This is a genomic window from Cyanobacteria bacterium FACHB-DQ100, from assembly GCA_014695195.1.
Taxonomy (GTDB): Bacteria; Cyanobacteriota; Cyanobacteriia; order Leptolyngbyales; family Leptolyngbyaceae; genus Leptolyngbya.
In genome coordinates, this window is the sequence record JACJNW010000028.1 from 398810 (window position 1) to 414013 (window position 15204).

At 50.8% G+C, this 15204-nt stretch carries 13 protein-coding genes; 2 read left to right on the forward strand and 11 right to left on the reverse strand.

What is annotated here, in order from left to right; translation table 11 throughout:
- Nucleotides 1-33: 33 nt before the first annotated feature.
- From H6F51_13030 to fbp, 6 genes are all read right to left on the reverse strand, one after another.
- Complete coding sequence (locus H6F51_13030; protein ID MBD1823405.1) at nucleotides 34-876, reverse strand: hypothetical protein; 843 nt, start codon at nucleotides 874-876, stop codon at nucleotides 34-36.
- 17 nt (nucleotides 877-893) lie between these two features.
- Nucleotides 894-2255 (reverse strand): cobyrinate a,c-diamide synthase, encoded by a 1362-nt coding sequence (locus H6F51_13035; GenBank protein ID MBD1823406.1) that lies wholly within the window; start codon nucleotides 2253-2255, stop codon nucleotides 894-896.
- 139 nt (nucleotides 2256-2394) lie between these two features.
- Nucleotides 2395-3750 (reverse strand): glucose-6-phosphate dehydrogenase assembly protein OpcA, encoded by a 1356-nt coding sequence (gene opcA, locus H6F51_13040; GenBank protein ID MBD1823407.1) that lies wholly within the window; start codon nucleotides 3748-3750, stop codon nucleotides 2395-2397.
- Nucleotides 3751-3833: 83 nt separating this feature from the next.
- Nucleotides 3834-5363 (reverse strand): glucose-6-phosphate dehydrogenase, encoded by a 1530-nt coding sequence (locus H6F51_13045; GenBank protein ID MBD1823408.1) that lies wholly within the window; start codon nucleotides 5361-5363, stop codon nucleotides 3834-3836.
- A gap of 131 nt (nucleotides 5364-5494) precedes the next feature.
- Nucleotides 5495-6637, reverse strand: coding sequence for a transaldolase (tal, locus tag H6F51_13050; protein ID MBD1823409.1), 1143 nt, complete (start codon nucleotides 6635-6637; stop codon nucleotides 5495-5497).
- A 41-nt stretch (nucleotides 6638-6678) separates the two neighbouring features.
- Nucleotides 6679-7731 carry a class 1 fructose-bisphosphatase gene (fbp, locus tag H6F51_13055; protein ID MBD1823410.1) on the reverse strand — a complete coding sequence of 351 codons (1053 nt, stop codon included), beginning with the start codon at nucleotides 7729-7731 and terminating at the stop codon, nucleotides 6679-6681.
- A 260-nt stretch (nucleotides 7732-7991) separates the two neighbouring features.
- Here fbp and H6F51_13060 point away from each other — a divergent pair, with 260 nt between their 5' ends.
- Nucleotides 7992-8780: an Rpn family recombination-promoting nuclease/putative transposase gene (locus H6F51_13060; GenBank protein ID MBD1823411.1), complete on the forward strand. Its 789-nt coding sequence runs from the start codon at nucleotides 7992-7994 to the stop codon at nucleotides 8778-8780.
- Here the strand turns inward: H6F51_13060 and H6F51_13065 are convergent.
- From H6F51_13065 to H6F51_13075, 3 genes are all read right to left on the reverse strand, one after another.
- Nucleotides 8771-9667 carry an alpha/beta fold hydrolase gene (locus tag H6F51_13065; protein ID MBD1823412.1) on the reverse strand — a complete coding sequence of 299 codons (897 nt, stop codon included), beginning with the start codon at nucleotides 9665-9667 and terminating at the stop codon, nucleotides 8771-8773. The genes H6F51_13060 and H6F51_13065 overlap by 10 nt on opposite strands.
- Nucleotides 9668-9706: 39 nt before the next feature.
- Entirely contained in the window at nucleotides 9707-11176 is a 1470-nt protein-coding gene (gene glcD / locus H6F51_13070; GenBank protein MBD1823413.1) for a glycolate oxidase subunit GlcD, read from the reverse strand.
- Between the two features lie 89 nt (nucleotides 11177-11265).
- A complete protein-coding gene (locus H6F51_13075; GenBank protein ID MBD1823414.1) occupies nucleotides 11266-12102 on the reverse strand; it encodes a prephenate/arogenate dehydrogenase in 837 nt (278 codons plus the stop codon).
- A 92-nt stretch (nucleotides 12103-12194) separates the two neighbouring features.
- On the opposite strand from H6F51_13075, the gene H6F51_13080 reads away from it, so the two are divergent.
- Nucleotides 12195-13682: a pentapeptide repeat-containing protein gene (locus tag H6F51_13080; GenBank protein MBD1823415.1), complete on the forward strand. Its 1488-nt coding sequence runs from the start codon at nucleotides 12195-12197 to the stop codon at nucleotides 13680-13682.
- 39 nt (nucleotides 13683-13721) lie between these two features.
- Here H6F51_13080 and H6F51_13085 read toward each other — a convergent pair whose 3' ends face one another.
- Nucleotides 13722-14105: a hypothetical protein gene (locus H6F51_13085; GenBank protein MBD1823416.1), complete on the reverse strand. Its 384-nt coding sequence runs from the start codon at nucleotides 14103-14105 to the stop codon at nucleotides 13722-13724.
- Nucleotides 14106-14522: 417 nt separating this feature from the next.
- Nucleotides 14523-15104: a pseudouridine synthase gene (locus tag H6F51_13090; GenBank protein ID MBD1823417.1), complete on the reverse strand. Its 582-nt coding sequence runs from the start codon at nucleotides 15102-15104 to the stop codon at nucleotides 14523-14525.
- Between the last annotated feature and the right edge of the window lie 100 nt (nucleotides 15105-15204).

Below are 15204 nucleotides of genomic sequence, written 5' to 3' on the forward strand. Positions count from 1 at the left end.
GCGGGGTAGGTAAATTTGGCATAGATCTAAGGATCAGCCTTCGTCCTTTACCCAGGTAGATTTCCAGGCGAGCTGGGCTTGAGCGATCGACTGCTCGCGGCGTTTCTTCTGGTAGTCCCGCGCCATTCCTTGGAGTTGCTGCTTGAGATCGCGCAGTTTGTTGCGCCAGGATGAAACGGCTGGGTCATTAAATTCGAGTTCTGAAACCCGCAGATTGACGGCGACAACGTGCATTAGGGCGGTAATGACGGGCTGCGAAGTTTCCGCGTCCTCGGTTTTTTCACTGGCGTTGACGAGAACGTTAAGCAGGTTGGCTGCGTTGGAGGCGCTGCCTTCTGCTTTTGCTGCGGCATCCAGGACGGCTTGTGGGAGGCGCTTGGGTAGGATTTCAGCGTCTTGGAGTAGGCGATTGGCGGCGCTGGAGGCAGTTTTTAGGGTTTTATTAATCGATCGCTCTAGCTGTTCTTGCCAGATGGTAAGGGCTTCGAGTGGCGTGAGCGAAGATTCGCTGGGCAAGTCGTAGTCTGTTTCGGACAAGAGGGCTTCGAGTTCATCAGGGAGATCTTCGGATTCGGGTTCAAGGGTGATTTGGGCGATCGGGATGAGCAGATCGTTGAGGTCGGTTATGGTTTGACGCGCTAGGGCTTGCAGGTTTTCCTGGAGCTGCTGCCGCTGATTGAGGGAAAGCGATAAGAAGCGGGTGGGATAGTTTTCAGTGCAAATCCGATAGCACGACAGGATGATTTGCTGCTTGACAGTTTGTCCAAGCTGCTTGAGATAGCCGCGATAGGTTTCGGTGAAGGTGTCGCCCATTGCCTCGATCTTTTGATCGAGGGCGGCAAGCTGTTGTGTAATTTGTTCGATCGATCCAGCCATGTTTAATGTTTTAATCCCTATTCTTTTTTAGGATAGCGATCGCGGTTGAATTTAGCGCAGTGTTGCACAAAGCGTTTGGGAATTTCTGGAGTTGCGCCCCAGTGTAAATGCAGGTAGGAGGCGTGTAAGTTGGGCGATCGCCAGCCGTCGAATTGCTCGGTTTCGGTGAATTGGAACAGGGGGTGGGGGGGTGGAGAGGTGGGGGTGGAGCGATGGAATTCGTGTCCGTGAACGATCGTATTTTGAGCGACGATCGGTGTGTCTTCCAGCGTCATGGCACGACGATAACCGAGTGTCAGCCGCGATCGCATGACTGTTGTTGTGGGAATTGCTCCAACCATTGGAAAAGTATCGCCGGAGAAATCCACAATATTTTCACTCAGATACATTAATCCACCACATTCTGCATACGTAGGCATTTCCGATTGAATTGCAGTTTGGATGGCTTTGCGTGTCGCTTGATTTTCACTTAGCGTTACGGCAAACATTTCAGGAAAGCCGCCACCGAAATACAAACCGTCGATGTCTTCGGGGAAATCGTCGTTTAGAGGACTCCATTCAATCAAGCTTGCACCGGATTGTTTGAGGAGTTCTAGATTGTCTTCGTAATAGAAATTAAAAGCGGCATCACGGGCGATCGCGATTCGATACGTTTGGCTACGTTTGGGTTGATCGCTGCCCCCTAAATTCTCCACTTGTGGGGGACTTTGAACGGAAGTTAGGGGCATTAATGCTGCCCAATCGAAACAGGTTTCGCCGAGGTGAGCTAAGCGATCGATGAGTTCATTTAATCCGGGTAGCTCGTCGGTCGGGACTAAACCGAGATGGCGATCAGGAATTTCTATCGCATTCTGTCGCCTTAATACTCCTAAAATCGGAATTTCTAACGGTTCTAGAGCAGATTTGAGCAATTCTAAATGTCGATCGCTGCCGACTCGATTCAGTACGACCCCTGCGAATTTCAAGCGGGGATCGAGTGAGCGATATCCATGCACGATCGCGGCAACTGAATACGACAAACGGCTACAATCGACCACCAGTAAAATCGGTAAATCGAGCAGTCGAGCAATGTGAGCGGTACTGGCAAAATCTTTTTGTCCGGCTGCACCGTCGAATAGTCCCATTACGCCTTCAACGATCGCGCAATTTCCCGCCTTTTGGGAAAAACACTGCTGCACATACGCTTCCGAAGTCAGCCTCGGATCAAGGTTGTAACAAGCCTGACCGGTGACATGGCGATGAAACAGCGGATCAATATAATCAGGCCCGACCTTAAACGATCGTACCTGCAAATTTCGCCGTTTCAGAGCCGCTAACAGCGCTAACGTGACTGTGGTTTTCCCGGCTCCGCTCCGTTCCCCTGCAATTACAAACGCCATACTTTAGAGCAAAACACTATATTGATGTCAGTTGTTCGCTTCGATCATAAGTTCGAGTTGCCCCCAAATCCCCCTGAGTGGGGGATTTGGGGGACACGATAACTCAAAACGCAGCGAAACCGATCGCACTGACACCAACCTACAGCTTAATGATTTTTGCTGTTACTGCCATGCTTTCTTCGTACAGCACATCCTGACCGACTCGGTGAAGCTGCTCACTCAAGAGCGTTTCTGCCTTTTGATCATTCAGCGGTGTCACCTGATTGATTCGACAAGACTGTGCGCCGCCGCTCGCTTCCATTCGCATACAGCCCGTTGTGCCAGAACACAAGACCGTACAGCAATCCACATTCGGATTCGTCGAAGACAGCTTCAGGCTCACCATGTCGCCCTTGATTTCTCCGATCGCAGCCGTCGGAATTCCGGCTAATTCCGCCTCAATCTTGCGACCGTTTGAAGCCGTAAAATATACCCGTTGTAAATCGTAGATATCTCCTTCGTGTTCACGAGAATCCGGTTCCCAGCCGAGCCGACCTGCTAACCAGCCGAGATACATCAGCGCTTGTGCCGGATTGCCCTTCTCGTAGTCGATCACCACACGATCGACTTCCCAAATTGCCTCGCGTCGTCCAGGCGCATCGAACGCCTCTGCCGCAAGTTCTTGCCAGGCGGCTAACCGTCGCCAGTTCAAATCGATCACAGAAACACCATCGTCAATCAGCGCGGACAGCTTCAGCAGGTCGCCCTCGGTATCCGCAGTAAATCGGCTCGAATCGAAAATCACCTGGCTTGAGAACTTTGCCAACCGTTGAAACAACGTTTGGTCAAGATTGGGCGTACCCTTCCACCAGATAATTCTAGGCAATTCACTAATCAACAGCGACGAAGTGAGATCGTCCACTCGCTCAAGCGCAGATTCCGTTCCCCGGAGCATGATGTATTCGCAGCACACCAGCGTTCCGTGATTTAATTTATTAATCGGACAGTACGCCGAGACCTGAGCTGAGACGCCTTCATCTTCGCCTGCAATCGGAAACAGCGAAATAATGCGGCAAGGGTTCTGGCTGGCAACTACATCAGCAATTCCACTTCCAGCAGCATCAGACACATAGCGGGGTGCGTTGCTATCTCCGATCGATTCACCCTTACGTTTAGCCAGGTCTTCACGCAGTTTCGTCAGCAGTCCGGGGCTGGACTTGCCATCGATCGGTAAGCCGTAAGCCGCTTGAGCCGCATGAAGTGCGGCTTCGGTGCGAGGGCCATCAATACCATCGACAGGCCCGGTATAAAAGCCCATCATCGCAAGCAATTGCTGGGTTTCTTCTGGCTCATAAACCACCAGGGTAAACGATGTCGCACGAGTCGCAACCATGGATGAGCCGTCGCCTGTCGCGCTGTAGGACTGCCAGATCTGATTGAGTTCCTGCTCGATGTCGTTCAGTGAGACATCTTTTGGGGCTTGGAGGGAAACGAGCGGGGCGGTTTTAGTAGCCATAAGAGAGTAGGGGTTTAGATTTTAGGGGTTAAATTTTGGCTTTTAGCGTTTGCATCACATCGCTGATCTAAAAGCCAAAATGGCTAGAGTCTGCGCCAACGGCGACCATCGCGGTTAATCAGTTGCTCGGCTTCGGCGGGTTCCCAGGTTCCTGCTTCGTACTGCGGGATCAAGCTGGGATCAGTGGGAGCTTCCCAAGCGGTGAGCGCGGGAGTCACTACGCGCCAAGCGGCTTCTACTTCGTCAGAGCGAGTAAACAGCGTTTGGTCGCCCATCATGCAGTCGAGTAAGAGGCGATCGTAGGCTTCTCCCCCAGTCACACCGAACGAACTGCCGTAGCTGAAATCCATCTCGACCGATCGGGTTCTCAAATCTGCTCCCGGCATTTTGACTTCAAACCGCATTCCGATGCCTTCGTTCGGTTGAATTCGCATGACGAGAACATTGGCGTTCGCTTGTTTTGCCGCCGACTGGAAGATCAAAAACGGCACATCGCGGAATTGAATGGCAATCTCGCTCACTTTCTTCGGCAATCGCTTTCCGGTTCGCAGATAGAAGGGCACACCCTGCCAGCGCCAGTTATCCACTAAAAACTTCATTGCCACATAAGTTGGTGTGGTGGAGTTCCGATCGACTCCGGGTTCTTGCCGATAGCCGGGAACCTCCTTGCCTTTCATCCAGCCTTCAGAGTATTGCCCGCGAATGGCCGAATTTTCTAGGCGATTAGTATCTGCCAGTCGAGTTGCCTGAATCACCTTCACCTTCTCAGTCCGAATACTATCGGCATCGAGTGAGTTCGGGGGTTCCATTGCGGTGAGACAGAACAGTTGCATCAAATGGTTTTGTACCATGTCGCGCAATGCTCCAGAAGATTCGTAGTACCCCGCCCGATCTTCGACACCGACGGTTTCAGCCACCGTAATTTGAACGTGATCAATGAATTGGCGATTCCATAGGGGTTCAAAGATGGCGTTGCCAAATCGGAACACCAATAAGTTTTGAACCGTTTCTTTTCCTAAGTAGTGGTCAATCCGATAAACCTGATTTTCCTGACAGACTTTGTTGACCACGCGGTTGAGGTTCTGAGCCGAGCTGAGATCGCGACCAAAGGGTTTCTCGATCACAAGCCGCGTCTTTTGGGCATCTTTCAGCATTCCTGCATCGCCCAACTGCCGAATCGCTTCGGGAAAGAACTTGGGCGCAACAGACAGATAGAAAACGCGATTGCCTCTGGTGCCGCGTATATTATCAATTTCTTCTAGCCGCTGTTTCAGCTTTTGATAGCTTTCGGCATTGTCAATGTCTCCAGGACAGTAGAACAATCCTTGGGCGAAATCTTGCCACAGCGCCTCAGAGCCGACTCCATCAGAGAATTCTTCGACTCCTTCGCGCATTTGCTCCCGAAAATAATCGTCACTCCATTCGCGACGGGCAACCCCGACGATCGTTAATTCAGGCGGTAGTCTGCGCTCTCGTTTGAGGTGATACAGCGCGGGAACGAGCTTGCGTTTGGTTAAGTCACCGGACGCACCAAAAAACACAATGATATTCGGTTCGGGCATCCGCTGCTGTTGGAGTCCAACACGGAGCGGGTTTTGTAGGAGAGTGACCATAGTGAAGGGGTGGAGAGTAGCCTGTGTGGTGGTGTGCCCTCATCCCCCAACCCCTTCTCCCACGAGGAGAAGGGGAGCCGGACTCTTGCTCCCTCTCCCTGTGGGAGAGGGCGGGGGTGAGGACAGAGTTTCTAGACTTTAGCGAGCCGATCGACCTTTTCTTGCATTGAACTCATCAGCGAGTTGAACGGCTGGACGAATTTATCAATGCCGTCTTCGAGCAGGTCGCTCATGACTTGATCCAAGTTGATATCAATGTCCGGATCTTTCAAGCTTTCAATCAAGTTGTAGGCTTCTTCGACTCTGGTATCAATTCGGGGAGCTACATCGCAATGATCGGCACAAGCTTCGATCGTGTTCGGCGGCAAGGTATTCACCGTCTCGGCTCCAATCAGTTCATCGACATACATCACGTCGCTGTAATCGGGGTTCTTGGTGCTGGTGCTTGCCCAGAGCAGTCGCTGTACGTTTGCGCCTTTTTCTTTCAGGGCTAACCAACGGGGATCAGCCACGATCTTCTTGTATTCTTGGTAGGCGACTTTGGCGTTTGCGATCGCCACCTTGCCTTTAACTGCAGCCAGTTTGGCTTCTTCTTGCAACATATCTGCGCCCTTAGCTAGTTTCGCATCGATCATTTCATCGATCTTGCTATCGATGCGGCTGAGGAAGAAGCTGGCAACTGACGCGAGCTTGCTGATGTCTTCACCTTTTTCGACTCGTTTCTCTAGTCCACGAATGTAAGCCCATGCAGTGTTGATATAGCTTTGAACTGAGAACAGCAAAGTAACGTTAACGTTGATGCCTTCTGAGATCACTTGTTCAACGGCGGGTAAACCTGCTGAAGTTCCCGGAATCTTGATCATCACGTTCGGACGACCAATTTCTGTGTAGTAGCGCCGAGCTTCGCTGATTGTTTTCTCAGTGTCGTTTGCGATGTTGGGCGGAACTTCGATACTGACATAGCCATCCAATCCACCCGACTCTTCGTAGATCCCAGCGAAGATGTCACACGCATTGCGAATATCCTCGAAAATCAGCGACTCATAGATATCAAGCAGTGGCTTACCAGCGCTGATGCCTGCCTCAATGTCCGCATCGTAAATCTTGTTGCCGTTAATTGCTTTTTCAAAGATTGCAGGATTGGAAGTAATGCCGCGCAAGCCTCGATCGTCGATCATGCGCTTGAGTTCGCCCGACTGAATCAGATCGCGGGTCAAGTTGTCCATCCAAATGCTTTGACCGTAATCTTTGATTTCTAAGAGATGGTTTGTCATTGGGAATCTGCTCCTATTTAAGGTGTGTGGTGAACTACGCTTTACAAAACGGCTTTTTCTCGAATGCGCTCTTTTACAAATGATTCAACCAGCGCAACATCATTTTTACTGCCAATAATCAACGGCACTCTGGCATGAAGTCGATCGGGCACAAAATCAAGAATGTCCTGAGTTCCAGTGCTAGCCCGTCCACCTGCCTGCTCAACCAAAAAGGCTAAGGGTGAGGCTTCGTACAGCAGTCGCAGCTTACCGTCCGGTTGCTTTCCAGTGCCGGGATAAAGGAATACACCGCCTTGATAGAGAATGCGATGAAAGTCCCCGATCAATGCGCCACCGTAGCGGGCGGTATAACCTTCATGCCGATGCACATAGCGAATAAAATCGCGATACGACTCTTCCCACTGCCAGAAGTTCCCTTCGTTCACGCTGTAGATCGGCCCGTGCTCAGGAATGCGAATGTTTTCGTCTGCCAGAATGAACTCGCCTAAGCTGGGATCAAGCACGAATGAGTGAACCCCATTGCCGATCGAATACACGAGCATCGTACTCGGCCCGTACAGAATGTAGCCTGCAGCAAGCTGATTGCGTCCACTCTGCAACAAGTCCTGCGCTTGCCCGTCGGTGTCCTCGCCTTCTTGCTGCCGAATCGCAAAGATTGATCCCACGTTGATGTTGATATCGACATTCGAGGAACCATCGATCGGGTCATACAGCAAGGTGTAGCGCCCGATCGGGCAGTTTTCTGGAATGTAGTAAGGCTGCTCCATTTCTTCAGAAGCGAGACGGCAGACTAAACCGCTTTGCTTGAATACAGAGATAAATACCTCGTTGGCATAAACATCCATCCGTTTAACGGATTCGCCTTGCACATTGGTATCGCCCGTAAAGCCTAGAACCCCTTCCATCAGTCCAGCTCGACTGAGGCGACGTGCAATCAGCTTTCCGGCAAGCGCAATGCGCGTCATGATGGCGCTGAGATCTTGTGCCTCGGCTGAAAAACTGTGGAGTTGTTCTAGCACATGACGCGAGAGCGTCGTGCAGTCTCGATCGAGCAGAGTATCGCGATCGGTAAGCTGCGGATAAGCATCGACCATTCGAGTTTCCTCCCCTGAGATTCAGGGTTTTCACATTCACACTCTCTGTAGCGTAGTCAAGACAAGAGAGTGCTTACTTCTATCTTAAGAAGGCATTTCTTAACCGTGGAGTTCTTTAAGACCAACTACAGAAAGTCTCGATTCACTCGTAGCCAAAGCTACAAATTGGAAGCCGCTTGCTGGGATTGATTGAGATAGCCCTTATCGCTAATCTAGCAAGCCGCGAATCCTCTTCGACAACTGGTTCACTCAGGTAAAGTATGTACGACAATATCTGCAAGTTTCTAGCTGAAACCTTTTCCAGCGATTTTGCCTCGTGGCTTTTGGGAGAAGCGATCGAGCTAACCGAACTCAGTTCATCGGAGCTATCGCTCGAACCGATTCGCGCCGATAGCTTAATTTTGCTGCAATCTGAAGCAACCGTGCTGCATCTCGAATTTCAAACCGAACCCAGCGCAACGATTCCCTTCAGAATGCTCGATTATCGCGTTCGGCTCTACCGCCGATTTCCGAGTAAAACGGTGCGTCAATTTGTGATTTATCTTCAGCCCACGACTTCAGAACTGGTGCAACAGTCAAGCTTTGTCCTAGAGGAAACTCGGCATAATTTTGGTGTAATTCGGCTTTGGGAGCAACCGACAGATCTTTTCTTGCAGTCTCCTGGACTTTTACCGTTTGCAACGCTGAGTCAAACGAGCGATCGTACTCAAGCGCTTCAGCAAGTCGCCCAAGTGATCGAGCGCATACCAAACAAAGAAACGCAGCAAAATGTCGCTGCCTCCGCATTTATCCTAGCTGGATTACTATTAGATAAAAGTATCGTTCAACGACTTCTACGGCAGGACATTATGAAAGAATCTGTCACTTACCAAGCACTGATGGAAGAAGGAAGAGAAGAAGGAAGAGAGCAAGGAAGAGAACAAGCGCAAAGAGAGGTCGCGATCGCAATGCTACAAGAAGGCATGGAGATCGAGGTGATTGCTCGGATTACAAAGCTCTCGATCGAGCAAATCCAAGCAATCCAATCGGCTGACAGTTCTCAAGCTTGAATGACCTGATCAACCACCCAATCTTGAATCAATTGGTTGACGTGATCGGGAATTTCATCATGCGGACAATGCCCTGCATCCAGATAGTATTCCGTTAGTTGCGGATGATAGCTGCGGAACTTTGCACCCCGCTCTCGGGCATTAATCCACGGATCGCCTTCGCCCCAGAGCATTAAGAGCGGTCGAGTTAATTGATGCAGCAATACATCAACCTTTTCACCTTGGGGAGTGCGGAACACTGAAGCAAACACCTTTTCCGCTCCGGTATCAAAGGCAGGGCGCTGAATCTCTTCGATTAAGCGATCGGTAACTGCGCTCTGATCCAGATACACCTTTTGCAGCGTGTTCCGAATCACCGACTTCTGCCGCACATATTGAAACAGCAGCCAGCTCGCCCAATCTTGATGAAACAGCGTCATCACAAAGCTGCCCATCACCTGACGAATCGGATCAGGTTTGGTGGTGCCTTGAATATCCGTAAACGGGCCAGCACTGTTAATCAGAATTAACCCGGCTGCGGATTCGGGACGTTGAGAGGCAACCGTGAGCGCGACGTATCCACCGAGTGAATTTCCGGCAAGCACCGCAGGCGCACCGATCACCTCATTCATAAATTCGTGAATTTGATCGCGCCACAGCTCACCGCTATAGCGCCAATCTGGTTTTGACGATCGCCCAAACCCCAATAGATCGATCGCCCAAACCTCAAACTCGGAACTTAAACCGATCACATTCTTGCGCCAGTGATCGGTAGAAGCTCCAAACCCGTGAATCAACAACAACGGGGGGCGATTTTTCCGCTCCCCCATTCGCACATAGTAAACTGGCTCATTCCGCCAGTTCCAATACTGTCCCGGAACCGACTCGATCGAAGAAGCGACCTGCATGACACAATCCGCAATACATCATGTATTCAATTGTAAAACCTAAAAGCGATCGACGTTTTCAAAGGTCTTTTGTCCATACGCTTTCGCTGCTTCTCCGCAAGTCCGGGGAGTCGGAAATAACTTCGTCGGATTGGCGATGCCTTTCGGGTCAAAGGCTTGTCTTACCCATTGCATCGTTTCCAAATCCGCAGGCGTAAACATTTCCGGCATATAGCAGCGTTTATCGGCTCCGATACCGTGTTCGCCAGAAATACTGCCCCCAACTTTGACACAGAGCTTGAGAATTTCGCCGCCTAACTCTTCGACTTGCTCTAATGCACCGGGAATTGCATTATCGTACAGAATTAACGGATGTAAGTTGCCGTCTCCTGCGTGGAAAACATTCGCCACTTTGTAGCCATGCTTTGTGCCTAATGCTTCAATCTCACTCAGCACATATTCCAACTTCGTTCTGGGAATGACTCCATCTTGCACATAGTAATCCGGACTCATTTTGCCCATTGCGGCGAATGCTGCCTTACGACCTTTCCAGATGGTGAGACGTTCATCGGCTGCGGTGGCAACTGTAACGTTACGCGCCCCATTTTGCTTGCAGATTTCTGCGACTCGCTGACAGTTGACTTCGGCTTCGACCTCTAATCCATCGACTTCGACTAGCAAAATTGCAGTCGCATCACGCGGATAACAGCCGGTCGCAACCACATCCTCGACCGCATTAATGCTCATGTTGTCCATCATTTCCATCCCACCGGGAATGATGCCTGCACTGATAATGTCGGAAACGGTTGCACCTGCGGCTTCTACACTGGTAAAGTCTGCCAACAGAACGCGAATCGATTCTGGCGTTTTGAGAATTTTGAGCGTGACTTCGGTAGCAATTCCGAGCGTTCCTTCTGAACCGACAAACACACCCGTTAAGTCATATCCCGGCATTTCAGGAATTTCACCGCCCAGATCGACGATCGATCCATCGGGTGTGACAATTTTCACGCCCAATACGTGATTCGTCGTTACACCGTATTTGAGGCAATGCACCCCGCCCGAATTTTCAGCGACGTTCCCGCCGATCGAGCAAATGATCTGACTCGATGGATCAGGCGCATAGTAGAATCCCGCGCCGCTTACCGTCTGCGTCACCCAGCTATTAATCACGCCAGGCTGAACGACGACGCGCTGATTTTCCAAATCGACCTTGAGAATCTTCCGCATCAGCGACGTGACAATCAAAACGCAGTTCTCGATCGGTAAAGCACCCCCCGATAATCCCGTGCCCGACCCCCGCGCCACAAACGGCACCGAAGCGCGATCGCACACTTTCACCACCGCCGCCACTTCTTCAGTCGTGCGCGGCAGAACGACGATCGCCGGACGTTCTCGATAGCTAGTCAAGCCGTCGCACTCATAAACCAACAATTCTTCGCGTTTCCGCACGACTCCAGACTTTCCAACAATGGCTTCAAAGTCGCGTGCGATCGCTTGCCAATTGGGTTGAGTGCTTACCGCCGTCATGATCCTGCCCATACAACGTCACCCTTAACCTACCAAAAATAAGCCCCTGCGTACCGAATGGCAGCATTTGTAATCTTGTAGATTGAGCATTACAAAAAATCCGATCGCCCTGCCTGAGTTCGGCTGAAGACTGCTTTAAGCTCTGTCCAGCGCTCCTGTTCAATCAGATCAATGATGTTATCGAGATGCTTACGGTAGGACAACAGCGATCGCAGCACCTCTGGCTTGTTGTACTGCGCCATCATTAGCCCCAATTCAGGATTACCGCCCCCAACACGGCTAGTATCTCGAAATCCAGAACTTGCTAATGCTTCAGCCAGCTTTAACACCCTTGAATCTGACTCATCTAAACAGGTCGCAATTAAACTTGCACTCACCATCACAGGCAAATGAGAAATCGCAGCGACGGCGCGATCGTGATCTTCAGGTTCGCAATGAAACAATTTCACCTGTAGCGGACGCAACAACAATTCAACTCGTGCGATCGCGGCTTCGGGTGTCGTTTTAGTCGGGGTTAGGACGTAGGGATTTCCGACAAGCAATCCATGCACTGCCGCTTCAATTCCGCTATCTGCTGTGCCTGCCATCGGATGCCCGCCGACAAAATTGCTCCATAACGGTGCGATCTCGTTCACGATCGCAGCCTTCACCGAGCCCACATCGGTTAAAACGGTGCTGGGTGTGAGATGTGGAATTAATTGCTGCACGGTCGGAACAATCTGAGCGATCGGCGTACAAATAAAAATCACATCAGTATCAGATAGCAGCGACACATCCGTTTCCGCCGTATCGACTGCGCCCCGCGCCACCGCAATCTCACAGGTTCTCGGTCTTCGACTCACACCCAGCACCGTATGTCCCTGCGATCGCAAATCCAGTCCCAGCGATCCACCAATCAATCCCAGTCCCACAATTCCAATCTGCATCATCTCTTCCTTAACGCTTTACTCTGACCTACATCTGGGTACGTTAACGCTAAAGCCACCCGAATTTCTAGGATAAGGATCAAAACAAGCTCATGAAGGTTGAGGAACTGCTGGAAAAATACGCTGATAATATCCGGGAATTTTCGGAGCTAAATCTGAGTGGGGTACATCTTCCAGGCGTGAATTTAAGTCGATCGACCCTGCGGAACGCTAACTTCAAAGCGGCAAAACTCACAAGCGCAGATTTTAGCTACTCGATTTGCCAGAAGGCTAAATTTCATGGTGCAAATCTTATCCTGGCAGACTTCCGGCATACCGACCTTGAGCAAGCCGACCTCAGCAAAGCAGAACTGACCCGCACCGATTTTAGCGCTGCAAATTTACAAGGAGCTGATTTGAGCTGCGCGGATCTGCGGGATGCCAAACTTCGCGGCGCGAATCTCAATCGAGCCAACCTGAATCGATCGGATGTGCGGTACGCCAAGCTGATTTCTGCCAATTTACACTCGGCAAATCTCAGCAGCTGTGACCTGAGCAGTGCAGATTTGTCTGGAACCGATTTGCGTCAGGCAGAACTGCGACAGGCGACCCTCAATCGGGCAAATTTGCAAGGTGCGAACCTGCAAGGGGCAAATTTACGCTGGGCAGACTTGAGCGGGGCGGATTTGCGCTGGGCAGATTTGAGTGGGGCAAAATTGAGCGGCGCGAATTTGACGGGAGCCAATCTCAGTCATGCCACACTGCTGGATGCCACCTTAGTTCACGTCGATCTATCCCGATCGAACCTTGCCTTCGCTGACTGGACAGGTGCAGATTTAAGCGGCTCAAATCTCACAGGCGCAAAACTTCACGCCGTTGTTCCGTATGGCATTAAAACCACTGGAGCCACTTGTCACTGGATCGATTTGAGTCAAAACGGAGATCAAAGCCAAATCTACCGCTTTATTAGCCAAGATCCGAGCGAGTATTTTCACGAAACGCCGCCGATCGTTGAGGTGGTGATCGACGACCGCCTCAGCCCGGATGCTCATTGTGCGTTAGCCGTGGCTTATCAGCAATTCGCTCGACGAGGCAACGCGATCGTGCCGCCGCAGATCCAAACCCACAAACAAAGAACGGTGCTAAGATTTCAGCTCGATCGAGACCAAGACCTGTTTTGGACTGCGTTTATCGCTATTTTGCCGTTTGCCGATGCGAACTTGACGCAGCAAGCATTAACAACGCTGGTGCGATCGATTCCCATGCAAGCCGTGAGCCACAGTCCAGAAAGCCTACAGATGTTTCAGACGCTTGTAACCACGCTGAGCCAGTCGATTCAGAAAGTGGACACCGCAAAACTTTTACGGGCAATTCCGGTCGCGATTCAGAAAATCCGATTTTTTCGCGCTCCGACGCGATCGACGTTATTCAACTCAGCCCATCGCTCTATCTTGCTGTACGACAATCCACAGTTTGGTAAACGGCGAATTAAATATTCTGAAGCGGAGGCAGAGTTCGCATTTCTGGCTCAGCCCGCGACCTTTGTACCGCCAACGCAGACTGAGGCGATCGACTTTCTGCAAGGATTTCATATTCGGTAGGCGTGCAGGATTCGAGAATGTCCAAATCCTGCACGCCGATTACACTAGCGGAGACGCTTGCAGTTGAGTGGCCTGCCACAGTTTGTAGACAAAGAACTCGGTACGATCGCTCAACGCCGTAACAAACATTCCAGCGTGTGCTTCCACTGTCGTTGCAATCCAGCTTCCTTCGACGCTAATTTCGACAAACTGATCATCGACAGGCACGATCGACACTGGCACCTGCTCTAACCGCACCAGCTTTTCTAACTCTGCAAACCCAGGAGCCGCGATCGACAGTAAAAATGCAGCTCGGCTTGGCTCGATATGTAGCGTTTGTCCGGTTCGCAGCGCCAGAACGATTCGCTGGGAAACCAGCGCTTCTAAGGAAATCGTGACACGCTCTAAGTGCAGTCCAGATTCGGTGTAGATGAGCTTTAACATCCGTTTGCTCCATTGAAATTGGCGAAAAATTAACCCCCGTCTCAGTGGTTTGAGCGGGGGTTATCAGAACTCTGTATCCTGATGTGCTGCCTCAGATTGGTGTTAGACGGAAACACCACCCGCTTTTTGTGTTGAATAGATTAAATTTTTGTTCTTCGCTGCCGTGAAGGTCGAATGGACGAACACCTGCTGGTGTAGCGAAGCTAACGAAGTGAATCGCCTGCACACTCACTCTGATCCATGCTGTTATCATCCATAGCCGCGCCAATACCGCACACCCTTGTTGGGGTGAGTCGGATGGTTTGATATGGCGCGACGAGATGGAACGAGTCATAGTCCTGAGTAAAAATCTGTCTTTCTATACTACAAGTGTAATATCGAATTGTCTACACCTTTTAGAAGAAAAATTTGAGCAAGTTAGTGGGTACGAAGTAACTCCAGTTCTTCAGGGGTTAAGTCGCGCCATTGTCCCGGAGATAAATCGCTGAGGCAGAGCTGGGCGATCGCAACTCGAATCAATCTGAGAGTGGGAAATCCCACGGCTGCGGTCATGCGCCGAACTTGACGATTTTTTCCTTCGGTTAGCGTGATTTCGAGCCAAGCGGTTGGAATGTTTTTGCGAAATCGAATGGGTGGATCGCGGGGGGGTAGATCGGGTTCATCGAGACGATCGACGGTCGCCGGACGAGTGCGATAGTTCTGGATCGTCACGCCTTGACGCAGTTGAGCGATCGCGCGCTCCGTGGGAATGTTTTCAACTTGTACCCAGTAGGTTTTGGTGTGGTGGAATTTTGGGTCGCTGAGCCGATGTTGGAGTTGTCCATTGTTTGTCAGCAGCATCAAGCCTTCGCTATCTTGATCGAGCCGCCCGACTGGATAAACATCGGGAACCGGAATAAAGTCTTTGAGGGTGAGTCGCGGTTCTGAAGGGGGCGAGTCGTCTGTAAACTGGCTCAGGACGTTGTACGGTTTGTAGAACAGGAGATAGCGATTGGGCATATCGCCTAAGAGAATTTGGTGCTGTACGATTCTACAAGATCAAGCAGACTGAGGTTGGTGAATCAAACTTCTAAATTTCAGCCATAATGATCAAGCTGTT